Source organism: Pseudomonas sp. AC083, from assembly GCF_979253165.1.
The window spans coordinates 43448-66779 of the sequence record NZ_CEEDDH010000006.1 but is presented as its reverse complement, the minus strand read 5'-3'; the positions used below and the strand labels follow the sequence as shown (position 1 = coordinate 66779).

15 protein-coding genes are annotated in these 23332 nt (G+C 61.3%); 6 read left to right on the top strand and 9 right to left on the bottom strand.

Annotated features, from left to right (window positions below):
* Positions 1-24 precede the first annotated feature (24 nt).
* Positions 25-1485 (bottom strand): membrane-bound lytic murein transglycosylase MltF, encoded by a 1461-nt coding sequence (gene mltF, locus AC0IXA_RS11770; RefSeq protein WP_341639150.1) that lies wholly within the window; start codon positions 1483-1485, stop codon positions 25-27.
* 285 nt (positions 1486-1770) lie between these two features.
* Here mltF and purL point away from each other — a divergent pair, with 285 nt between their 5' ends.
* The 3 genes from purL (at position 1771) to AC0IXA_RS11755 (ending at position 7295) form a co-directional block, all read left to right on the top strand.
* Complete coding sequence (gene purL, locus AC0IXA_RS11765) at positions 1771-5667, top strand: phosphoribosylformylglycinamidine synthase (protein ID WP_471813145.1); 3897 nt, start codon at positions 1771-1773, stop codon at positions 5665-5667.
* 5 nt (positions 5668-5672) lie between these two features.
* A complete protein-coding gene (locus AC0IXA_RS11760) occupies positions 5673-5984 on the top strand; it encodes a YqfO family protein (RefSeq protein WP_016771558.1) in 312 nt (103 codons plus the stop codon).
* 954 nt (positions 5985-6938) lie between these two features.
* Positions 6939-7295: a DUF6124 family protein gene (locus AC0IXA_RS11755; RefSeq protein WP_471813143.1), complete on the top strand. Its 357-nt coding sequence runs from the start codon at positions 6939-6941 to the stop codon at positions 7293-7295.
* A 63-nt stretch (positions 7296-7358) separates the two neighbouring features.
* On the opposite strand, the gene AC0IXA_RS11750 is transcribed toward AC0IXA_RS11755, so the two are convergent.
* The 8 genes from AC0IXA_RS11750 to AC0IXA_RS11715 form a co-directional block, all read right to left on the bottom strand.
* On the bottom strand, positions 7359-13076 hold the full coding sequence (locus AC0IXA_RS11750; protein WP_471813141.1) for a membrane-targeted effector domain-containing toxin: 5718 nt from the start codon (positions 13074-13076) through the stop codon (positions 7359-7361).
* Positions 13077-13205: 129 nt separating this feature from the next.
* Positions 13206-14918 carry an N-acetylglucosamine-specific PTS transporter subunit IIBC gene (nagE, locus tag AC0IXA_RS11745; RefSeq protein WP_471813139.1) on the bottom strand — a complete coding sequence of 571 codons (1713 nt, stop codon included), beginning with the start codon at positions 14916-14918 and terminating at the stop codon, positions 13206-13208.
* Between the two features lie 23 nt (positions 14919-14941).
* Positions 14942-17455, bottom strand: a complete 2514-nt coding sequence (ptsP, locus tag AC0IXA_RS11740; RefSeq protein WP_471813137.1) for a phosphoenolpyruvate--protein phosphotransferase — start codon at positions 17453-17455, stop codon at positions 14942-14944.
* 34 nt (positions 17456-17489) lie between these two features.
* Positions 17490-18512 (bottom strand): SIS domain-containing protein, encoded by a 1023-nt coding sequence (locus tag AC0IXA_RS11735; protein WP_110600223.1) that lies wholly within the window; start codon positions 18510-18512, stop codon positions 17490-17492.
* Positions 18493-19599, bottom strand: a complete 1107-nt coding sequence (nagA, locus tag AC0IXA_RS11730; protein WP_471813135.1) for an N-acetylglucosamine-6-phosphate deacetylase — start codon at positions 19597-19599, stop codon at positions 18493-18495. Before nagA ends, AC0IXA_RS11735 begins: the two co-directional genes overlap by 20 nt.
* Before the next feature lie 24 nt (positions 19600-19623).
* The gene (locus AC0IXA_RS11725; protein WP_016771550.1) at positions 19624-20355 is read right to left on the bottom strand and encodes a GntR family transcriptional regulator; all 732 of its coding nucleotides are present in this window, start codon (positions 20353-20355) and stop codon (positions 19624-19626) included.
* 282 nt (positions 20356-20637) lie between these two features.
* Complete coding sequence (locus tag AC0IXA_RS11720; protein ID WP_024011712.1) at positions 20638-21153, bottom strand: L,D-transpeptidase family protein; 516 nt, start codon at positions 21151-21153, stop codon at positions 20638-20640.
* Between the two features lie 76 nt (positions 21154-21229).
* A complete protein-coding gene (locus tag AC0IXA_RS11715; protein WP_016771548.1) occupies positions 21230-21781 on the bottom strand; it encodes an NUDIX hydrolase in 552 nt (183 codons plus the stop codon).
* Positions 21782-21928: 147 nt separating this feature from the next.
* Here AC0IXA_RS11715 and AC0IXA_RS11710 point away from each other — a divergent pair, with 147 nt between their 5' ends.
* Genes AC0IXA_RS11710 through AC0IXA_RS11700 form a run of 3 tightly spaced genes read left to right on the top strand, consistent with a single transcriptional unit; the run spans position 21929 to position 23304 of the window.
* A complete protein-coding gene (locus AC0IXA_RS11710; protein WP_471813133.1) occupies positions 21929-22528 on the top strand; it encodes a CoA pyrophosphatase in 600 nt (199 codons plus the stop codon).
* A gap of 39 nt (positions 22529-22567) precedes the next feature.
* Positions 22568-23092, top strand: a complete 525-nt coding sequence (locus AC0IXA_RS11705; protein WP_016771546.1) for a gamma carbonic anhydrase family protein — start codon at positions 22568-22570, stop codon at positions 23090-23092.
* A complete protein-coding gene (locus AC0IXA_RS11700; RefSeq protein ID WP_071174484.1) occupies positions 23089-23304 on the top strand; it encodes a DUF1289 domain-containing protein in 216 nt (71 codons plus the stop codon). The genes AC0IXA_RS11705 and AC0IXA_RS11700 overlap by 4 nt, the downstream gene beginning before the upstream one ends.
* Positions 23305-23332 lie beyond the last annotated feature (28 nt).

Here is a 23332-nt window from a genome sequence, read left to right as displayed (position 1 = left end):
TGCCGAAGGCTGCGATCTTTTGCTTTAAAGAGGGGCAGGTTCCTGCGCCGGTTTCGACTTGTCGATCGCCGGCACATGCAGGTTGCCCTCGGCCACCTGATCGCCTTCAAGCTGCGGCTGGGTCACCCAGGTCAGGATGTCGTAGTAGCGACGGATGTTCGCCACGAAATGCACCGGCTCGCCACCGCGGGCGTAGCCGTAGCGGGTCTTGCTATACCACTGTTTCTGCGAGAGGCGCGGCAGGATCTTTTTCACGTCCAGCCACTTGTCCGGATTCAGGCCTTCCTTCGCCGCCAGTTTGCGCGCGTCATCCAGATGGCCGCTGCCGACGTTGTACGCCGCCAGCGCGAACCAGGTGCGATCCGGTTCCTGGATCGAATCGTCTAGCTGATCTTTCATATAAGCCAGGTACTTGGCGCCGCCCATGATGCTCTGCTTGGGGTCGAGGCGGTTCGATACGCCCATCGCCTGCGCGGTGTTCTGGGTCAGCATCATCAGGCCGCGTACGCCGGTTTTCGAGGTCACCGTCGGCTGCCACAGGGATTCCTGATAGCCGATGGCGGCCAGCAGGCGCCAGTCGACTTTCTCTTTCTTCGCGTAGTTCTTGAAGTGCTGTTCGTATTTCGGCAGACGCTGCTGCAAGTGCTGGGCGAAGGTGGTGGCGCCCATGTAGCCAAGCACATCGACATGGCCGTAGTAGCGGTCTTTCAGGCGTTGCAGGGTGCCGTTCTTTTGCACCTTGTCCAGATAGGCGTTGATTTCATTGAGCAGGCTGTTGTCTTCGCCCGGGCCCACCGCCCAGCTCTGGCTGCGCGCGTCGCCGAGGTCGAAAGCCACGCGGATATTGGTGAAGTACACCTGATTCATCGCCACTTCGTTGGAGTCGACCAGCGTCAGGTCGATCTGGCCTTCATCAACCATGCGCAGCAGATCGACCACTTCAACCGCGTCGGATTCTTCGTAGTCGATGCCGGGATATTTCTGTTTCAGCGCGGCCAGTTGTTCGGCGTGGGTGCTGCCCTTGAGCACGGTGATCTTCTTGCCGACCAGATCCGCCGGATCTGTAGGGCGCGACTGGCCGTTGCGGTAGATGATCTGCGGGGTGACTTCGAGGTAGGAGTGGGAGAACCGCACCTGCTTCTTGCGTTCATCGCTGCTGACCAGACCGGCGGCTGCGAGTACCGGGCCGTTCGGCTTGCCGACCTGATTGAACAGGTCGTCGAGATTGTCGGCGGTCTCGATCTTCAATTCGACTCCCAAATCGTCGGCGAAGCGCTTCACCAGCTCGTATTCGAAGCCGGTTTCACCGCTGCGATCCTGAAAGTAGGTGGCGGGGCTGTTGCGGGTAACCACGCGCAGCACACCGTCCTCCTTTACGCGCTCGAGTGTGTTGGGTTTATCAACACAGCCACCGAGCACCAGGAAGAGTCCGGTTGCGATCAGCCATTTGGCGTATCGCGGACGCAAAGCCGTTGGGAAAAACATCTGCGCAGTATACGCAAACGGCCACGGGCGCCATATCTCGACAGCGTAGGACTAGTCTGCTAGCGATCACAAAATCGAACGAAATCCCTTGAATACGGGCCTTCAGGGCATTTTGTTACAGTAAAAATAAGCCATGCTGAAACGCTCGATTTACCTGACCCCGAAGGCAGAAACACAGATTGCTACCCGAGTGCAACCGTGCGTAGCGTTTCGGGTGATGTTGAGGTCGGTTTAGGCTAGAATGCACGGCCTCAAAGCACACCCCTTCCCGAGGCTGTCCCGAAGATGTTGATCCTGCGCGGCGCTCCTGCCCTTTCTGCCTTTCGCCACAGCAAACTCCTTGAGCAACTGAGCCAGAAGGTTCCAGCTGTCAGTGGCCTGTATGCTGAATTCGCTCACTTCGCCGAAGTCACCGGCGTCCTGACCGGCGACGAACAGCAGGTGCTAGCGCGCCTTCTGAAGTACGGCCCAAGTGTTCCGGTTCAAGAGCCTACCGGCCGTCTGTTTCTGGTGTTGCCGCGTTTCGGCACCATCTCGCCGTGGTCGAGCAAGGCCAGCGACATCGCCCGCAACTGCGGCCTGAGCAAGATCCAGCGCCTGGAACGCGGTATCGCCTTCTATGTTGCAGGGCAGTTCAGCGAAGCCGAAGCCCAGCTGATTTCGGACGCGCTGCATGACCGCATGACCCAGATCGTGCTGGCCAACCTCGAACACGCCGCCGGTCTGTTCAGCCATGCCGAGCCGAAGCCGCTGACCGCCATCGACATCCTCGGTGGCGGCCGCGCCGCGCTGGAAAAGGCCAACACCGAGCTGGGCCTGGCCCTGGCCGAAGACGAGATCGACTATCTGGTCAACGCCTTCAACGGTCTGAAGCGCAACCCGCACGACATCGAACTGATGATGTTCGCCCAGGCCAACTCCGAGCACTGCCGCCACAAGATCTTCAACGCCAGTTGGGACATTGACGGCCAGAGCCAGGAAAAAAGCCTGTTCGGCATGATCAAGAACACCTATCAGATGCACAGCGAAGGCGTGTTGTCCGCTTACAAGGACAACGCTTCGGTGATCGTCGGCAACGTTGCCGGCCGCTTTTTCCCGAATCCTGAAACCCGCCAGTACGGCGCGGTGCAGGAGCCGGTGCACATTCTGATGAAGGTTGAAACCCACAACCACCCGACCGCGATTGCCCCGTTCCCGGGCGCATCCACCGGTTCCGGTGGCGAGATCCGTGACGAAGGTGCAACCGGTCGCGGCGCCAAGCCAAAGGCTGGCCTGACCGGTTTCACCGTCTCCAACCTGCAGATCCCTGGCTTCGAACAGCCGTGGGAAGTGCCGTACGGCAAGCCTGAGCGCATCGTCACCGCGCTGGACATCATGATCGAAGGCCCGCTCGGCGGCGCTGCGTTCAACAACGAATTCGGTCGTCCGGCGCTGACCGGCTACTTCCGTACCTTCGAACAGTCGATCACCACTCCGCACGGTGACGAAGTGCGTGGTTACCACAAACCGATCATGCTCGCTGGCGGCATGGGCAACATCCGTGAAGAACACGTCAAGAAAGGCGAGATCGTCGTCGGCTCCAAGCTGATCGTGCTCGGCGGCCCGGCGATGTTGATCGGTCTCGGTGGCGGCGCGGCTTCGTCGATGGCCACCGGCACCAGCTCGGCGGATCTGGATTTCGCTTCCGTGCAGCGTGAAAACCCTGAAATGGAGCGTCGTTGCCAGGAAGTCATCGACCGTTGCTGGCAGCTGGGCGACAAGAACCCGATCAGCTTCATCCACGACGTCGGCGCGGGCGGTCTGTCCAACGCCTTCCCGGAACTGGTCAACGACGGCGACCGCGGTGGCCGTTTCGAACTGCGCAACATTCCAAACGACGAGCCGGGCATGGCCCCGCACGAAATCTGGTCGAACGAATCCCAGGAACGTTACGTGCTGGCAGTCGGCCCGGAAGACTTCGAGCGCTTCCAGGCGATCTGCGAACGCGAGCGTTGCCCGTTTGCCGTAGTCGGGGAAGCGACTGCCGAACCGCAACTGACCGTGACCGACAGCCACTTCGGCAACAACCCGGTGGACATGCCGCTGGAAGTGTTGCTGGGCAAGGCGCCGCGCATGCACCGTTCGGTGGTTCGCGAAGCCGAGCTGGGCGATGACTTCGATCCGTCGAACCTCGACATCAGCGAATCCATCGAACGCGTTCTGCATCACCCGGCCGTGGCCAGCAAAAGCTTCCTGATCACCATCGGCGACCGCACCATCACCGGCCTCGTCGCCCGTGACCAGATGGTCGGCCCATGGCAAGTGCCGGTGGCCGACGTTGCCGTCACCGCCACCAGTTTCGACGTCTACACCGGTGAAGCGATGGCGATGGGCGAGCGTACTCCGCTGGCTCTGCTGGACGCGCCGGCCTCGGGCCGCATGGCCATCGGCGAAACCATCACCAACATTGCTGCCTCGCGCATCAACAAGCTCTCCGACATCAAACTGTCGGCGAACTGGATGTCCGCTGCCGGCCACCCGGGCGAAGACGCGCGTCTGTACGACACCGTGAAAGCGGTCGGCATGGAGCTGTGCCCTGAGCTGGGCATCACCATTCCGGTGGGCAAGGACTCGATGTCCATGGCCACGCGCTGGAACGACAACGGCGAAGACAAGACCGTCACCTCGCCAATGTCGCTGATCGTCACCGGTTTCGCGCCAGTGGCTGACATCCGTCAGACCCTGACCCCGGAACTGCGCATGGACAAGGGCACCACCGACCTGATCCTGATCGACCTCGGTCGCGGTCAGAACCGCATGGGTGCATCGATCCTCGCGCAAGTCCACGGCAAACTCGGCAAGCATGCGCCGGACGTCGATGACGCCGAAGACCTGAAAGCCTTCTTCGCGGTGATCCAGGGCCTCAATGCCGACGGTCACCTGCTGGCCTACCACGACCGTTCCGACGGTGGTCTGCTGACCTCCGTGGTGGAAATGGCCTTCGCCGGCCACTGCGGTCTGAGCCTGAACCTGGACAGCGTTGCCGAATCTGCTTCGGAAATCGCCGCGATCCTGTTCAACGAAGAGCTCGGCGCAGTGATCCAGGTTCGTCAGGACGCCACCCCGGACATCCTCGCGCAATTCAGCGCCGCCGGCCTGGGCGACTGCGTGTCGGTGATCGGTCAGCCGATCAACAATGGCCAGATCAACATCACCTTCAACGGTGACACCGTGTTCGAAGGCCAGCGTCGTCTGCTGCAACGTCAGTGGGCCGAGACCAGCTATCAGATCCAGCGTCTGCGCGACAACGCCGACTGCGCCGAGCAGGAATTCGACGCGCTGCTGGAAGAAGACAATCCGGGCCTGAGCGTCAAGCTCAGCTACGACGTCAATCAGGACATCGCCGCGCCCTACATCAAGAAAGGCATCCGCCCGCAGGTTGCCGTGCTGCGTGAGCAGGGCGTCAACGGTCAGGTGGAAATGGCCGCCGCGTTCGATCGCGCCGGTTTCAGCGCGATCGACGTGCACATGAGCGATATCCTCGCCGGTCGTGTCGACCTCAACGAGTTCAAAGGCCTGGTGGCCTGCGGTGGTTTCTCCTACGGCGACGTGCTCGGCGCCGGTGAAGGCTGGGCCAAGTCGGCGCTGTTCAACAGCCGCGCCCGCGATGCGTTCCAGGGCTTCTTTGAGCGTAACGACAGCTTCACGCTGGGCGTGTGCAACGGTTGCCAGATGATGTCCAACCTGCACGAGCTGATCCCGGGTAGCGAATTCTGGCCGCACTTCGTGCGCAACCGCTCCGAGCAGTTCGAAGCGCGGGTGGCGATGGTGCAGATCCAGGAATCGAACTCGATCTTCCTGCAGGGCATGGCCGGTTCGCGCATGCCGATCGCCATCGCCCACGGTGAAGGGCATGCCGAGTTCGCCAGCGAAGAAGCACTGCTGGAAGCCGATCTGTCCGGTTGCGTGGCGATGCGTTTTGTCGACAACCACGGCAAGGTCACCGAAGCCTATCCGGCAAACCCGAACGGCTCGCCGCGCGGGATCACCGGCCTCACCAGCCGTGACGGTCGCGTGACGATCATGATGCCGCACCCGGAGCGTGTGTTCCGTGCGGTGCAGAACTCGTGGCGTTCGGAAGACTGGAACGAAGACGCGCCGTGGATGCGTATGTTCCGTAACGCTCGCGTGTGGGTTAACTGATCGTCGTGTACAAGTTGGCGTTTTTTGTTCCTGACAGTCATGTCGAGGTGGTCAAAGGGGCTGTGTTCGCTGCCGGTGGTGGGCGGATCGGTGACTATGACCACTGTGCGTGGCAGGTGCTTGGCCTGGGCCAGTTTCGACCGTTGGACGGCAGTCAGCCGTTTATCGGTCAGGCGGGGCAGGTCGAGCGGGTTGAGGAATGGAAGGTTGAGCTTGTCGTTGCGGATGAGTTGATTGTGGCTGTGGTGGCGGCGTTGAAGCTCAGTCATCCGTATGAGACGCCGGCTTATGAGGTGTGGCGGCTGGAGGATTTCTGATCTTCTTGGCTGCTGGAACGGGAGACCCGCAGATGAGTGATTGTCTGCGGGTTTTTTGTTGCCGCTGATTTTTGTGCGGGCGCATTTTCACTGTGGGAGCGAGCCTGCTCGCGAAGGCGGCCCTACAGGCGAGCATGCTGGCTGATTGAGTGAATATCCGTTGCTTCGGGTGCTGCGGCTGGCGGTTTCGCCCTTACGGCGAGTCACCTTTTTCAAACGCCAAAAAGGTAACCGAAAAGGCTTGCTCCTACGTTCGGCCCTCGCAGGCTCGGGTTCCTTCGCTCCGGGACTGATCCGGGCGCAGCGGCTCCGGTTTGCTTCGCTGCACCTCCTTCCGCTGTGTTCGACTTCGTCGAACGGTCGCTGCGCTCCCACCCCCGGATCAATCCCTCCACTCAGCCTTCCGACGTCGCCGGTGGATCAAGATCAAGAGCACTCGAGCTTGCGCTCATTGTGTAGGAGCTGCCGAAGGCTGCGATCTTTTGATCTTGATTTTGCTTTCTGTGGGAGCGAGCTTGCTCGCGAAGGCGGCCTGTCAGCCGACCCGTTTCTCACTGAATGACCCGATGACAACTGTAGGAGTGAGCCTGCTCGCGATGAGGCCCATCCATGCTCTCGAGAACTAGAGATTGTTTAAATCCGGTACCCGATGACCAGAACCTTCCCACAAGGTTTTCAGGTTGTCCGTCGGACGTGCGATCTCTAGTCTTTTCCCGTCGCTGCGAATCAGCGATCGGGAGTGAGATCCCCGGATAGCTTGCAACTGGCGCCAGCACCACGATAATTGGCGCCAGCTCAATCTGCTGCCTGCTTTATGGCGGCTGTGTGCGGGCAGACTTCGGTCTGGCCGGTTGCCTGCTCCGGTGGATCTCACCTCGCACATAGCTGCCACCTATTCGCCGCGTGAGATCCGGCGATTGATGGCTGCCCATCAGCATCAGCAGGAGAAGCATTTTGGATAAGATCGTCCCCGACCCACCCCACGAACCCACAACCCCTCTCGAACAAACCATCCGCGCCGACGACCTCGCGAAAAACCGCGAAGCGATCAAGCGTGCTCTGGATTTTTACCTGTGCCCACAGCCGAGCAAGGCGCGCCCGCCCGGCACCATGTTCCTCATCCAGCCCGACGTCGACACCGAATCCCTGCTGGCCCACGCCTGTGAGTCACTCGCTTCAGCCAACACCTTGGCCAGTGATTTCGCCGATCAGTTGGGGCGACCGCAGCGCAATACGGCGCTGGCGATTCAGCAGATCATCATGCTCGCTGAGCTGGCGGTGAACCGTGCGCTGGATCGGGTTGATCCGTAGGCGTGAAAAAACCACCGGGCCGTCGAGCCCGGTGGTTTTCCACGACGTGCAATCGCGTGGATGTCACGTCACCTGTGTCAGCTTGACGTCCGTTACAAGCATGTCGACCAAGGTTCGCAGGTATTTGAAGCTCTCATCTTTTTTCCCCCAGCGATCAATGAAGAACAGACCTTTGTCATTGATCTGAATCGGCGTCTCAACGATCTCGCCGGACCTGGATCTATGCACCACACTGGCGTTGCGGGTATCTGCATTTTCGATCAGGAATTGGCCCTGTCGAGTCAGTCTGCTGCGACTGACAGACGGAGGCGCAGCAGGCTTTCTCGTGCCGGGGACGGCCACCTCCATCACAAAGTCGCTGCTCAAGGCCCTCACGTTGGCCTCGTGCTTGTCGCTGATAAATTCCCATGTCCCACGGTGAATATCCCTGGCCAGTTCAGGGGCGGTGTCACGCACGTGCAGGCTGACGGCTGAAAGCGTATCGGCCAGACCTGGCACACCGAGGTTGTAATTGGTGTGCGTACTGCCGATGAGGGCCACCCATTTATGCGGGCCGTTGGCCAGTTGATCAGCCTCGATCACTTGGGTTGCAAAATAGCTGAACATCTCGTTTCGCGAGACTGCTTTGTCATGCAGGCCCTTGAGGTGGTAGGACGCTGTGCAATCGATCGCTCTGATGCGGATGTTGTATTTGGCTGCTGCCTGGTAGAGCTCCGTGTAGGTATCGCTCCCACCGTAAGCCATCATGTGCCCTCGGTCCTGACGATGCAGGTACGCCTTCAGCCTGTCCGGCATACGTTGGGTTCGCAAAAAAATGTCGAGATCGGCCTGGTGCAGATCGGTGAACAGGTGCTCGACATACAACGTGTCATAGCCTGCTTTCTTGAGCGCTTTCATGTGCTTTTTCAGCAGCGCTTTGCTCGCTACATCGGCATGGGCCTCGCCGATCAGCAGATTCAAGCGTCCGTCGGCCAGTTGCCGCAAAAAAGTCTCGAATGTGCAGTCAGAGGTGAGCACCGGCAGGATCGGCGCATCGGGAGGGACGTAGTCGGCGAAAGCGTCTCTGGCGGTTTTTTCCAGGCGCTTGCGCTGGGCGATGAAAGCCTCGTAGGCCGTTCTTTCACTGGAGATCGTCGGGGTGTAATTCGAGTCCATGGAGTAGGGCTTATGCAACATTTCAGCAATATCGTCACGCAGCGGCAAAGCCACATCGAAATCGCTGAAGTGATCAACGGCGCTAGCTGCGGCGGGCGGCCTGGAGACGGGTAGAGGTGCCTTGTAGGTGCTCGGCATCTGTACCAGGAAATCACCTTGCGCAGTCGCATCGCCGGCGATAGCTCCGGGTGTATCCCTGCTTATGCGTGCGGGTTGGTACAGGTCGATGTCTTCAACACGTATGGCTACGGCCTCGTGCAGGTCGGCCAGGCCCGGCGTGTTGTCGAACGTGGTCATGCGCGACTGTTCAGTCAGGGCAATCCAGCGCTCTTCGCCGACGTCGGCCACATCGCTGGCAAGCGCCTTGTGCGAATAGAAGTTTCTGATGGAGTTGGTTCGCGGGGTCAGCGGCGAGACTTCGGACATCACCATGATCCCTTCGAGCTTATAGCTGGTCGAGCCGTCCAGCGCATGGATGCTGATGCCTTTTTCCCGGGCCCTGCGCACCAGCGCCAAGTAAGAAAAAGCTGCGTCCGGCGCATACCCCATGGCTTTGTCGAGCGCTTTCAGATGTTTCTTGATATGAAACCAGGAGCCGTTTCTGTTGAGCTTTTCCAGTTTGAGGTGAAACACGTCACCCGGCAGGTATTCGAGAAACAGATGCTTGTAGCCGTTCGCCACGAGGACGTCGAGATTCTCGATCAATAACTGTTTGCTGGCGATCGAACCAGGTTGTGCACCGATCACCAGGTTTTTTGCGGCGAATGCATCGCTGCCAATCAACTGTGCGAATGAGGTATTGGCGGCAACCGCCGGCACTTCGGCACGGGCGGGCAGGGGGGCGAGCCGGGCAAAATGGTCCGTGGCATCTTTGGTGAGTTTTTCGACCTGTTGCAGATAGGCTGTGCGTACATCGCTCAACTGATCGACCACCCGGGCCATGATGGTCTGCCGCGGGATACCCATGTCGCTCAGTTGCAGCAATGCCTCGCGCGATTGCGGCACCAGCAACGTTTCGACGCGCTCGCGGTAGTTGATCGCGACTCCATAATCTTTGTGCGGACCGGGTGTATCGGGCACAGCTTCGTATTTCGGTGCCCCGCCGGACAGGCCGCTGCGCACCATCACCCCGTCGGAGTTACGCACGGTCAGAATGCCGGTCGAAAGCAGTCCGGAGCCATTCGGATCCGGGCGGTAGAGCAAATAACGGCCCAGCGCGTCCGGGTTGTTGCTGGCGTAATACGACTGTCCTCTGAAAGCGACCGCTTGCATATCATCCCAGACGGGTTCAGTGGCCATTTGATCGACCAATGCCAGAGCACTCTGTTGCTCATCGCCGGCAGTGGCGACAGCCTGACGCAACGGGCGCCGGACGGGCTTGAGTGACCGTAGCGCCGGACGCAGATCCGTCAGCACCGCGCCGGCACTGTTGAACAGATAACCGAGCAAGTGCCGGAACGCTTCGTTGTTGTTGCCCTGACGATAGGCATGCAGGGCGAGCATCGCGTCCTTGAAGGCCAGCAACAGGCCGGTGCTCAGGCTCAACAGCGGGAAGGGCGCGGTGGCGATGGCCGCGACCCACTCAACGCTTGTCCAGATCAGGCCGGCGATCATTTCGATACGACTGGTGGTGGTCGCGTGGACGTTGTCGATCCGCCGTTGCAGCTTCATGTCATAGAGCGCGGTGAGCAGGTCGCTGACGGCGTCAGCCGGTCGCATCGAGTCGTAGCGGGCGGGGCTGGGGGTGGTTTTGTTGAGGTCTTTGGGCAGCTTCTTGCGGATGTTGTCCAGGTGCGTGCGGACCCGGGTCTGGGCGCTGATACCCACGCGCGAGGTGAAGTACTCGACCATGCCCGATTGCAGCAGCAGATAATTGAACAGGCGCGCTTCACGAAAACGCACGCCGTCCGGCGCGTCCGGCGTATACAGCAGAACCGGATTACTGCCATGGCTGAACAGCCAGGTATCGATCACCCATTCGCCGTCGATCATCAACCGGTGGATCGGGTACTTCGTCCGCGTCTGCCCCGACGTTTGATCCATGCTGGTGATGCTGTGCTGGAGCCATTGCAGGTCGCTGCTGGCGATATGTCCTTGCAGTTGGCATTCCAGCGCGGCGCTTTGCATCTGGCGCTGAGTGATGGCCAGCGTCGCGTTGCGGCGGAACGCGTAGCCTTCGCTCTGGGAATTCTGCAGCTCCTTTTTGACTTTGTCGGTATAGCGTTGACCGATCCATACCCCTGTGACCGAGCGCGCGACATTCTGCGCGGTCAGGCTGCTGATATCGATGCCTTGCGGACCTCTGAAGCGCGCCGAGCGTGAGAATTTCTGCTCGAGAAAACCCACGCCGTCGGCATAGCCGTCGCGATACAGCCGGGTATAGGTCAACGGCTTTGGTGTCCATGAGGGCACGATCGATTTTGGCGAGTAGGCCCAGACGGTGTCAGGATCGACGTCATTGGCCGCACGTTTGAGCAAGCGGTTCAGGCTGAGCTTCGCTTGCTCGTGCACGTAGGCGTCAAATGTCTGGAAACGCCCGCCCGACAGCGGATGTTGATTGAATGCGAGCAGTGCGCCCTCGGCGTCGTCGCTCAGCGTCGTCAGTTGTCGGCGATTGGCCGCAGTGGTCGAGCGATACCACACCGGTGTACTGAAATCATAATCATCGATGCGTGTGGCGAGCATGTGTTCAGCCATTGCTTTGAGGCAATCGAGATGGTTGCCGAGGTGATCGAAAGTCACCTTCTGGTGCTCCGCTGCTTCCGGCTTGAAGCTCAGCCCCGACAAGACTTTGCGCAGAGCAGGACGAAAGCGCATCGGTGCGCGGCTGACCAGGTAACCGGCCATGGTTTGGGCGGCGTCACTCTGCTTGGCCCACGACAACACATGGGTCTGACATTCGCGCTCACTGTCAAAGGCCTCGAACTGGCGATCGCGTGGGGCCTGTGGCGTGCATAGCAGAACGCGTTTGAGCGCACCGGCCTGATCGTTCTGACGCAGCACCCAAAGGTCTTGGAGTTGCGCACCGTGCAAGCACAGCGTGGCGGCGCGCAACTGTGAATCGCTACCGCTGCGCAGGCGCTGGATCATTTGCAGGTCGCTGTCGAGCAGGTGCCCTTGCAGCGCTGCGGTATGGGCGAGCGCGACGATGCGCTGATCGAGCATCTGCTCAATCGCAGGTTTGATTGCGGAGCTTGCCTGCATCTGCGTTTGCAAACGTGCGAAGTCGACGCGCGGTTCCAGCTCCAGTGCCTGCTTGAGCACCCAGGCGGGCGTCACGTCCGCGTACTCGTCGGATAACGGCAGGTCGTTGTAAGTCAGCCGGGTGTGGCTGAGAAACTCTGAGCCTGGCAACTCATCGCCGGTATGCGGGCCGCGCAGGGTCAGCTCGAGCAGGTTGCGCTTGTGCACATATACGCCGTATCCCGGTACCCGCCGGTCGGTGGTGATTTGCAGCTTGTCCGGTTGCAGATCGTCGATTTGCAGATCATCACTCAGACGCTCCAGCCATTGCTGGCGGGCCACGGCCATCAGACTGACCGCCGGGCCCATGAGGTCAAGCAGGTTTTGCCGGGCCTGATTGTAGTTGCCCAGGTGCAACGCCAGTTCGGCCCGCTTGGCGGTGTCGGCGCTGCGGTACCAGTCCGGGGCGCTGTTGCGCAGGTGCCGTTCGAACAGGGTTTGTGCCTGAACGGCCAGACGCGGAGTGAGATCCGGCAGCGCAGCGCCGATGGCGCGCTCCAGCTCGGCGATCAAGCGAGCGGGATCCTGCTGCGGGTTAGCGGCGAAGCTCAGTGCATATTCGATATCCAGGGTGCGTTTTTCGATCAAGGCATCGTAGATGTGTTCGAACAGCGGTTGGCTGTCGATGGGCGCCAGCTGCAATGGCCAGATTCCTGCTGTACCGACCTCGTGGTAGCGGCTGGGCAGCAGCTGCATCAACTCGCCACGGCTGATGCTGTGCTTCATGGTCTCGAGCAGATGGGCATCGAGATCAGCCAGAGAATTGAACAGCTCCAGGCCCCTGGCAGGTGTGAACAAAACGACGAAACCCGCGCTCTGGTCTGTCAGCAGATCGCTGACTTTCGGGGTGTCGTTTTGCGTAACAACAAAGGCCCCGGCGAGCTCGACAGTGGTTTGCTGATAAGTGAACTGCAACGCATACATGGCCGGACGCAACAGCGGGCCCAGCGCCAGTTTCTTCATCAGTTCACCAGCCTGCGGGTGCAACAGGCGATCCTTGACAGCTTGTTGCGCCTCATACTCGAGCGCGGTGAAACCGGCGTCGTATTTAAGGAAGGTTTTTGCCGGTTTGCCGTCGATCTGGTCACGCAGATCCATGTTGATCAGTTGCGTGCTGAGGCGCACCTTCAGCGTGGCGATCAGTTGCTTGCCTGCCTCGCTTTGCAGGTCGCTGGTTGCCAGCGCCTGATAGAGCGTGCGGCTGCGTTGCAGGTAGCTGTCGCGATAGGTTTTCAGCTGCTCTTCGAGGCGTTTGAGATGGGCCTGCTCGGTGCTCGGTTTGTGCTCGGGCAGCAGCGGGGTTTCGGTGTTGAAGAGCAGACGGCCGATCTGGTTGAGATCGTTTTTGATCTCATCGGGTGTGGGTGCGTTGGGGGTGCTCATAGGCACGATTTCCATGCTGGGGATGAAGGGCCAGCATGGCGAGCGGGGCGTGGAGGAGGGTGGTATCCATATATCGTGCGCGAGCCGGATTTTCCCCGCCCGCTCCAGCCCTCCCGCCACCCGCGCAGATCAAACCTGCGCGCTGACCTCCCCGCGACTCAGCAATGTCTCGATCGCCCCGCTCAAACTCGCGGCCTTGTCCCCCACCAGCAAATGCCAGACGCCGCCGTCCAACTGGCTGACACCCAGGCAGCCGAGCGCTTTGAGCTGCGCATCGGAGAATGCCTTGGCATCGGCCAGTTGCAGGCGAATGCGGGTCATGGCGATGCAATCGAGCTGCAGCACATTGTCGCGACCGCCCAGTGCATCCAGCCATTGCTGCGCCTCGTTGCGGGTAAGCGCAACGCTCTTCGGCTCATCGATGACTGCGGTTTCCACCAACGCTGTTCGGCCCAGCGCAGGCATGGCCAAGCGAATTTCATCGGCGATGCTGTCAGCCAACGGCCCGACCACGACCTGCAAACTGCCGCCCTTGCCCGGGCGCACCACCGCCATCGCGCCCAACGCTTTCAGCTCGGCATCCGAGGCCTTGTTGCGGTCGACCATCTCCAGGCGCAGTCGGGTCGTACAGGCGCCGACGGTCAGCAGGTTGTCTGCGCCGCCTAGGGCTTTGATGTAAGCGCTGGCGCGTTCGGTTTCCGAGAGCACGGTTTTTTCGGCGCTGGCGACGTCTTCGCGCCCCGGCGTCTTCAGATTGAAGCGGCGGATACAGAAGTCGAAGACCAGGTAATAGATGACCGCATAAGCCAGCCCGACCGGCACCACCAGCCAGCCATTGGTCGACTTGCCCCAGCCGAGAATCATGTCGATGAAACCACCGGAAAAGGTGAAGCCCAGATGAATGTTCAAGCCGTTGGTGATCGCCATCGACAGCCCGGTCAGCAGCGCGTGCAGGAGGAACAGCAGCGGCGCGAGAAACATGAAGGCGAATTCGATTGGCTCGGTGACGCCAGTGAGAAACGAGGTCAGCGCCATCGACAGGAAGATCCCGCCCATCACCTTGCGCCGCTCCGGCAAAGCGTTGCGATACATCGCCAGGCACGCGGCGGGCAGGCCGAAGATCATCATCGGGAACATGCCGGTCATGAACTGGCCGCCCTTCGGATCGCCGGCAAAATACCGCGACAGATCGCCGGTCACCAAGGCGCCCGTGGTCGGGTCGGTGAAGTTGCCGAAGACGAACCACGCCATGTTGTTGAGGATGTGGTGCAGGCCGGTGACGATCAGCAGGCGGTTGAACACGCCGAAGACGAAGGCGCCGATGCTGCCGCTTTCCATCATCAGTGCGCCGAACGCGTTGATGCCCTGCTGGATCGGCGGCCAGATATAGCCGAACAGCACGCCCAGACCCACCGCCGCGAACCCGGTGACGATCGGCACAAAACGCCGGCCACCGAAGAATGCCAGATACTCCGGCAGCTTGATGTCCTTGAAGCGGTTGTACAGCGCGCCGGCCATCAGGCCGCTGACGATCCCGGCGAGCATGCCCATGTTGATGGTCGAGTCGAGCACCTTGAGCGTGGAGATCATCACCAGATAACCGATCACCCCGGCCAGGCCGGCGGTGCCGTTGTTGTCCTTGGCGAAACCGACGGCGATGCCGATGGCAAAAATCATCGCCAGGTTGGCGAAGATCACTTGCCCGGCATCGTGAATGATCGCGATGTTCAACAGGTCGGTGTCGCCCAGGCGCAGCAGCAGGCCGGCAATCGGCAGGATCGCGATCGGCAGCATCAGCGCGCGGCCCAGGCGTTGCAGGCCTTCGATGAAGAGTTGGTACATGGCGTTTGTCCTTTTTGTTTTTGTTAGCGCAGAGGCCAATGTTGATGACAGGCGTGGCGAACGGCGGCGGCGCTGGACAGCTTGAGCAAGTCGCGGCTCAGGCGCTGACATTCGGCTTCATGCAACTGGCGTACGCGGTCCTTGATTTCACCGATCTGCACCGGGCTCACCGACAGTTCGGTGACGCCGAGGCCGATCAGCACCGGCGTGGCCAGCGGGTCGGAGGCGAGGGCGCCGCAGACACCGACCCAGCGCTTGTGCACCGCCGCGCCTTCGCAGGTCATGGCGATCAGGCGCAGCAACGCCGGATGCAGGGCATCGACCCGTGCCGCCAGCCCGGCGTGGTCGCGGTCCATGGCCAGGGTGTATTGCGACAGATCGTTGGTACCGATCGAGAGAAAGTCGGCGTGTTCGGCCAGTTGTTCGGCTTGCAGCGCGGCGGCGGGGACTTCGATCATCACGCCGATCTCCGGGCGCTCGGTAATGCCGAGCTCAAGGCGCAAGGCATCGACGCGCTGGCGGATGTGCAGCAGTTCGTCGACCTCGGTGACCATCGGCAACAGAATCCGGCAACGCGACAACGGCTTGACCTGCAGCAGCGCGCGCAGTTGCTGATCGAGAATTTCCGGCCGCGCCTGGGCCAGCCGAATGCCGCGCAGACCGAGCACTGGGTTGGCCTCGGCGGGCAGCGGCAGGTAGTCGAGTTGCTTGTCGCCACCGACGTCGATGGTGCGGATGATCACCGGCTTGTCGCCCATGGCATCGATCACCGCTTGATAGGCGCTGCGCTGTTCTTCGACGTCCGGTGCCGTCTGGCGATCAACGAAGAGAAACTCGGTGCGCAACAGGCCGACGCCATCGGCACCGTTGGCAAAAGCGTCTGCTGCTTCGTTGCTTGAGGCGACATTGGCGACCACTTCGATGTGCACGCCATTGCGCGTTTCAGCGGGCAAATGGGCTTTGGCCTGTTGGCTTTCGCGACGCTGCTGACGCTCGATCTGCGCCTGTTGCACTTCGGCCAGGCGCTCGGCGTTTGGCGTCAATTCGAGACGACCGCCCTCAGCGTCGAGCACCACGGCCTGATCTTGCGGCTGCTCAAGCAATTGCGCGCCCAAAGCGACGATGCACGGCAGGCCTTTGCCGCGCGCCAGAATCGCTACGTGCGAGGTCGCGCCGCCCTCGGCCATGCACAACCCGGCGACACCTTGCGCGCTGAGTTGCAGCAGATCCGATGGCGTCAGTTCGTGAGCGGCAACAATGGCGCCGGCCGGAACCTGGTATTGCCAGGCCTCGCCAAGCAGGGCGCGCAGGACGCGTTGCTTGAGGTCGCGCAAATCGTTGGCCCGTTCGGCCAGCAGCGGACTGCCGGTGCCTTGCAACATGTCGCACTGGGTGTCGATCGACTGACTCCAGGCATGGGTCGCTGCGGTGCCTTGTGCGATGAATTGCTGCGCGGCGTCGAGCAGGGCCGGGTCTTCGAGCAGCGCCATGTGTGCAGCGAAGATCGCTTCTTCGTCGGCGTTCTTATGCTTTTTCGCCTGGGCGAGGGTGGCGGCGATTTCGCTGCGCACCGCGTTCAATGCCGTTTCAAGCGTCTGCTGCTGTTGCACTGGATCGTGATGGCCCGCATCCGCCGGTAGAGTTATCGCGTTCAAGCGAAACAACGGCCCGGCGACCAGCCCCGGCGCGGCGCAAACACCATGCAACACCCCAGCCTCGGCCGGGCGTTTCAGCGCGGCGGTGGTGGTCGGCGCTTGCCCGTGATGATCGTCCGGCAGCGCCGTGGCCAATGCGCTGAGCAGAGCTCGCAATGCGGCATCGGCGTCCGGCCCCTGACAACTGACCTGCACCTCATCCTGCTCACCAATCGCCAGCCCCATCAAACCGATCAGACTGTTGCACGGCGCCGATTTGCCGTTGAAATGCAGTTGTGAGTGGCTGCTGAACCCCTGGGCGGTCTGGCGGATCAGCGCAGCGGGGCGCGCATGCAGGCCACCGCGATGAGCGACCTGCACTTGACCACGAACCTCAGGCCCGCCGCTTATATCGGTATTCGCCGCCACCACATTGCGCGCGATGATGTGCAGCAACGGCTCGCCGACTTTCACCGCTTTGAGGGTGATCGGCCGCACCTGAAAATCCGCGCTGTTGGTCAGGATCAACAGGCTGACCAGGCTTTTGCAGTGCTGGCCGACCTTGTCCAGGTCATAACGCAGCAGCGGCTGACCGAGGCTGACGCGATCGCTTTCCTTGACCAGCATGGCGAAACCTTCGCCGTTCAGTTCAACGGTGTCGAGGCCCAAATGCAGGAGGATTTCCGCACCGTTGTCGGCGCGAACGGTCACCGCGTGGCTGCTGCGCGCAACGTGGATGACCACGCCGGCGCAGGGCGAATACAGCGTGTCGTTGAGCGGGTCGATGGCGATGCCGTCGCCCATCGCGCCACTGGCGAACACCGCGTCCGGGACGTTGGCGAGCGTCAGCACCGGGCCGCTGAGCGGGGCGCTGAGGGTCAGCTCTTTATTGTTGTCGGGCATGGCTGGGTCTCATCAGGTGTGCAGTCAGTCGGACTTAATGCGTGCGGGTCACTTTGCTCAAATGGCGCGGCTGATCCGGGTCCATGCCCCGCGCCACGGCCAGGCCTGCGGCCATCACGTAAAAGCTCTGGATCGCCAGAATCGGATCGAGGGCCGGGTGTTCGGCGCGAGTCAGGGTCAGGTCGCGTTCGCTGACGTCATCCGGCGCGGCGAGCAAGACCCGGGCGCCGCGCTGGCGCATTTCCGCTGCCAGACTCAGCAGGCCGGCCTGCTCGGCGCCGCGTGGGGCGAAAACCAGCAGCGGATAGTGTTCGTCGATCAGCGCCATCGGGCCGTGACGGACTTCGGCACTGCTGAACGCTTCGGCCTGAATCGCCGAGGTTTCCTTGAACTTCAGCGCCGCTTCCTGAGCAATCGCGAAACCGGCGCCACGGCCGATCACCATCAGGCGCTCGCAATCGCGCAGGGCTTCGATGGCCACGCTCCAGTCCTGTTTCGCCGCTTCGCGCAGGCCTGCTGGCAGCGCGTCGTGGGCTTGCAGCAATTCGCTGTCCTCTTTCCAGTGCGCGATCAAACGCGCGCTGGCGCTGAGGGTGGCGATAAAGCTTTTGGTCGCAGCGACGCTGCTTTCAGTCCCGGCAAGCAGCGGCAGGCTGAATTCACAGGCCGCTTCGAGTGGCGAATCGGCAGCGTTAACCATCGACACGCTGAGCGCGCCACGCTTGCGCAACAGGCGCAGGCTGTTGACCAGATCCGGGCTCTGCCCCGACTGCGAAAACGCAAAGGCGACCTGACCGCTGACTTTCAGTGGCGCCTGCTGCATGGTCACCACCGACATCGGCAACGAGGCCACCGGCACGCCCAGTTGCTGCATGGTCAGGTAGGCGAAGTAGCTCGCCGCGTGGTCGGAGCTGCCACGGGCGACGGTCATCGCCACTTGCGGCGGCTGACGGCGCAGGCGCCCGGCGATCTCGATCATCGGCGCGTCGAGCTGTTGCAGTTGGGCTTGCACGGCCTCGAACGAGGACAGCGCCTCTTCAAGCATTTTTGAAGTCAATGTCTTCTCCTTCGACCATGACGGCGGTCAGTGTGAGTGAGCGATCGAGCCGCACGCAGTCGGCCCAGGCGCCGGGGGCAAGGCGCCCGCGTTCGGTAATGCCGAGGTAGTCGGCGGGAAATTGCGACAGACGCTGCGAGGCTTCGCTGATCGGCAGGCCGATTTTCACCAGATTGCGCAGGGCCTGATCCATGGTCAGGGTGCTGCCGGCCAGCGTGCCGTCGGGCAGACGCACGCCGCCCAGGCATTTGGTCACGGTGTGGCTGCCAAGCTTGTATTCACCGTCGGGCATGCCGGCGGCGGCGGTCGAATCGGTGACGCAATACAGACACGGGATCGAACGCAGGGCCACGCGGATGGCGCCGGGATGCACGTGCAACAGATCGGGAATCAGCTCGGCGTATTTGGCGTGGGCCAGTGCTGCGCCGACGATGCCCGGCTCGCGGTGATGCAGCGGGCTCATGGCGTTATAGAGGTGGGTGAAACTGCTGGCACCGGCAGCCAGCGCGGCCACGCCTTCCTCGTAGCTGCCGAGGGTGTGGCCGATCTGCATGCGGATGCCACGGCTGCTCAGTTCGCGAATCAATGCATCGTGACCGGCGATTTCCGGGGCGATGGTGATGACGCGGATCGGCGCCAGCGCCAGATATTCTTCAACTTCGGCCATCAATGCGGTGTGGGCGAAGTTCGGTTGAGCGCCGAGTTTTCCCGGGTTGATGTACGGGCCTTCAAGGTGCACGCCGAGGACTCGCGCGGCGCCTTTCGGACGCTGTTCACAGAATTGTCCTACCTCTTTCAGGACATTTGAGATATCCGCGCTCGGCGCAGTCATGGTGGTGGCCAACAGCGAGGTGGTGCCGAAACGCACGTGGGTTTTGCTTATGGTTTCGAAGGCTTCGGCGCCTTCCATAATGTCTTTGCCACCGCCGCCGTGCACATGCAGGTCGATGAAACCCGGCAGCAGATAGGGCAGATCATTAGCCGCCGGATCGCAGGGCACGCCTTCGATCGACACGACCTTGCCGTGTTCGTGAATCAGCCGGCCGCGAACCCAGCCGCTGGCGGTGAGGATGTTGTCTTCGGACATTTTCGTTCTCGCTTGGGGCCGCTCTCAGCGGCGCAGCTCTGCCACAAAGTCGTAGTAGTCGTTGCGGCAATAGGTGTCGGTGACTTCGATCGGCGTGTTGTCTTCCAGATAGCCGACCCGGGTCATCAGCAGCATGGCGGTGCCGGGGGCGATGCCGACCAGTGCGGCGAATTCGTCCGAGGCGTTGATCGCCTGAATGTGCTGCAGGGCGCGGACGATCGGTTTGCCGATGCCGTCGAGGTATTCGTAAAGCGAATCGCCCACCGCTTGCGGCCTGGGCATGATTGAGGCGGGCAGGGTGCTCATCTCGATCGCCATGACCGTGTCATCGGCTTTGCGCAGGCGCTTCATGCGCGCCACCTTGTCATTCGGCGACAGGCCGAGGCGGATCAATTCTTCGTGGGTCGGCAGGGTGATCTCCCGCTCCAGCCATTTCGAGCTCGGCACGAAACCTTTCAGGCGCAGCATTTCGCTGAAGCCGGACAGACGCGACAGCGGTTGTTCCAGGCGTGGGGTGATGAAGGTGCCCGAGCCTTGCAGGCGGCGGATCAGGCCTTGCTCGAGCAAAACTTCCAAAGCCTTGCGTGCGGTGACCCGGGAGATGCCGAGCTGGTCGCTGAGGTTGCGCTCGGACGGCATCGCCTGTTCGGCCTTCCACTGCCCGGCATGAATCGCCGCTTCCAGATTGCGCGCCAGTTGCAAGTACAGCGGCGTCGGCTGGGAGTCATCGGGACGTAGGGTTTGAAGGTCGTTCATGTAGGTCGTTTCCGTCGCGAGTATAGGATTGTTGTGGCTCGCTTGTGCGACGGAAGCTAATACCACTTGAATACCATGTCAACGCAATGAAATGGCGTCTGACCCAATGGATTGGCGGGTTTCAGGGGGCAGTGTTTAAAGTGGTATTAGTGATGGCCTATAAAAAGCAAAAGATCGCAGCCTGCGACAGCTTCTACAGTTGAGAGTGGTATCACCCCTGTAGGCGCTGTCGCAGGCTGCGATCTTTTGATTTATTTTTTTTGCGGTGACCAGCGGTCGAGTTTACGGACGAATCTCGATCATCGTGCCGTCCGGTACCAGATTCCACACTTCACGCATGTCGACGTTGCGCATGGCGATGCAGCCGTCGGTCCAGTCGAGGGTGTGGAATAACTGCTCCGGATTGTCTGCTGAATCCGGAGTGCCGTGGATCATGATCATCCCGCCGGGCTCGACACCTTCACGGCGTGCGCGGGCGGCATCGCTGATGTTCGGGTAGGAGATGTGCATCGACAGGTTGAATTTGTCGCTGGTCTTGCGCCAGTCGATCCAATAGAAACCTTCGGGTGTGCGTTTGTCGCCCTCGATCAGTTTCGGGCCTTTCTTTGCACCCTTGCCCAAGGAGATGCGATAGGTCTTCAGCGGCTTGCCGTCGGCAATCAACTGCAGTTGGTGGGCCGATTTCAGTACCAGGACTTTTTCGATCAGCGGAGTGTTCGAGGGCGTCACGGTGGTCACGAATGACGCTTGCGAAACGCTGACGAACGACAGGCACAACAGGGCAAGCAACCAACGCATTGAAACGATTCCCCAAGAATGACGCAGACACATAGTGATAGATGCAGGTGTGGTTATCGGCAGGGTGCCGCGAAGCTCAAGTGATCGCCGGCTGCACCAGTGGCGGAATCGACTCCGAACGCACCGGGTAAACCTCGCTGCGCCGATCGGCAAAGAAACATTCCAGCGTGCGCCCGACCGTGCGGAAAGCCAGCTCGTCCCAGGGAATGTCGGCTTCTTCGAACAGCTGCACTTCAAGGCTTTCCGGCCCGGCCGCGTATTGCAGATCGGCCAGTTCGGCGCGGAAGAACACATGCACCTGGCTGATGTGCGGCACGTCGATCAGCGTGTAGATGCTCAGGTTGCGCACCCGGGCGCAGGCTTCTTCGGCGGTTTCGCGGATGGCGGCCTGCTCGATGGTCTCGCCGTTTTCCATGAAGCCGGCAGGTAGCGTCCAGTAACCGAGACGCGGCTCGATGGCGCGGCGGCAGAGCAGCACTTTCGTCCCCCAGGTCGGCACGCAACCGGCGACGATATTGGGGTTCTGGTAGTGAATGGTCTGACAGCTGTCGCAGACAAATCGCAGCCGCGAGTCGCCTTCGGGAATGCGCTGGGTGACCGGGTTACCGCAGTGGCTGCAAAATTTCATGCTCGGGTTCCTGAATGCTGCGCCTATCTTGGCGTGCAGCGGGGCCGGTCGGCAAGTTGTCGTTTCGCGACACGACGGGTTTCGGGGGCTTGGGCGCTCGCTTTGATTGGTGCATGATGCGGAGCAAGGCACCGATCGAGAACACTCATGCTGGACGAGCTACTGCATAGGGTAAGCAACCACACACCGCGCACGCTGGAGACCGACGCACGTTTCCCCGAAGCCGCCGTGCTGGTGCCGATCACCCGCAGTGACGAACCGGAACTGGTCCTGACCCTGCGCGCCAGCGGGCTTTCGACCCATGGCGGCGAGGTCGCCTTCCCCGGAGGGCGACGCGACCCGGAAGATCCGGACCTCATATTCACCGCGCTGCGCGAAGCCGAAGAAGAGATCGGCCTGCCACCGGGCCTGGTCGAAGTCATCGGCCCGCTGAGTCCGCTGATCTCCCTGCACGGCATCAAGGTAACGCCGTATGTCGGGGTGATTCCCGACTTTGTCGAATACCAGCCCAATGATGCCGAGATCGCCGCCGTCTTCAGCGTGCCGCTGGAATTCTTCCGCAAGGACCCGCGTGAGCATACCCATCGCATCGATTATCAGGGCCGCAGTTGGTACGTGCCGAGCTATCGCTTCGGCGAGTACAAGATCTGGGGCCTGACGGCGATCATGATTGTCGAGTTGATCAACCTGCTCTATGACGCCAAAATCAGCCTGCACCGACCGCCGAAAAGCTTTGTCGATACCTGAGCCGTCGTTCGAACGGCCGCGAGCCCCGAGGAAAACAAAATGAAATACCGCCTGGGCGACGCCCGTGTCGAAACCCATCCACAGAGCTGGGTCGCGCCCAATGCCGTGCTGGTGGGCAAGGTCCGCCTGGAAGAGGGCGCCAACGTCTGGTTCAACGCTGTGTTGCGCGGCGACAACGAACTGATCCTCATCGGCAAGAACAGCAATGTGCAGGACGGTACGGTGATGCACACCGACATGGGCTATCCACTGACCATCGGCACTGGCGTGACTATCGGCCACAACGCGATGCTCCACGGCTGCACGGTCGGCGATTACAGTCTGATCGGCATTAACGCGGTGATTCTCAACGGCGCGAAGATCGGCAAGAACTGCATCATCGGCGCCAATTCGCTGATCGGCGAAGGCAAGGAAATTCCCGACGGTTCGCTGGTGATGGGCTCGCCGGGCAAAGTCGTACGTGAACTGACCGAGGCGCAAAAGAAGATGCTCGAAGCCAGCGCCGCGCACTATGTGCATAACTCGCAGCGTTACGCCCGCGATCTGGTCGAGCAGGAACAATGACGACTGTTGAACGACCAGTCGCCTCGCCTTGCGTGAATATCTGCGCGCTGGATGAAGATGACGTTTGTACCGGGTGCCAGCGCACGGTCGCGGAGATCACCCGCTGGGGCCGCATGAGCAATGACGAGCGCCGGGTGGTGCTGGGGCTGTGTCATGAACGGGCGAAGGCGAGTGGATTGGTCTGGATGATTCCCGCGAAGTCAGGCGTCTGAACCACCGCTTTCGCGAGCAGGCTCGCTC

Coding starts and splice junctions, on each gene's coding strand:
- mltF (WP_341639150.1), bottom strand. CDS start 1,485: ATGTTTTTCCCAACGGCTTTGCGTCCGCGATACGCCAAATGGCTGATC.
- purL (WP_471813145.1), top strand. CDS start 1,771: ATGTTGATCCTGCGCGGCGCTCCTGCCCTTTCTGCCTTTCGCCACAGC.
- AC0IXA_RS11750 (WP_471813141.1), bottom strand. CDS start 13,076: ATGAGCACCCCCAACGCACCCACACCCGATGAGATCAAAAACGATCTC.
- nagE (WP_471813139.1), bottom strand. CDS start 14,918: ATGTACCAACTCTTCATCGAAGGCCTGCAACGCCTGGGCCGCGCGCTG.
- ptsP (WP_471813137.1), bottom strand. CDS start 17,455: ATGCCCGACAACAATAAAGAGCTGACCCTCAGCGCCCCGCTCAGCGGC.
- nagA (WP_471813135.1), bottom strand. CDS start 19,599: ATGTCCGAAGACAACATCCTCACCGCCAGCGGCTGGGTTCGCGGCCGG.
- AC0IXA_RS11725 (WP_016771550.1), bottom strand. CDS start 20,355: ATGAACGACCTTCAAACCCTACGTCCCGATGACTCCCAGCCGACGCCG.
- AC0IXA_RS11720 (WP_024011712.1), bottom strand. CDS start 21,153: ATGCGTTGGTTGCTTGCCCTGTTGTGCCTGTCGTTCGTCAGCGTTTCG.
- AC0IXA_RS11715 (WP_016771548.1), bottom strand. CDS start 21,781: ATGAAATTTTGCAGCCACTGCGGTAACCCGGTCACCCAGCGCATTCCC.
- AC0IXA_RS11710 (WP_471813133.1), top strand. CDS start 21,929: ATGCTGGACGAGCTACTGCATAGGGTAAGCAACCACACACCGCGCACG.
- AC0IXA_RS11705 (WP_016771546.1), top strand. CDS start 22,568: ATGAAATACCGCCTGGGCGACGCCCGTGTCGAAACCCATCCACAGAGC.
- AC0IXA_RS11700 (WP_071174484.1), top strand. CDS start 23,089: ATGACGACTGTTGAACGACCAGTCGCCTCGCCTTGCGTGAATATCTGC.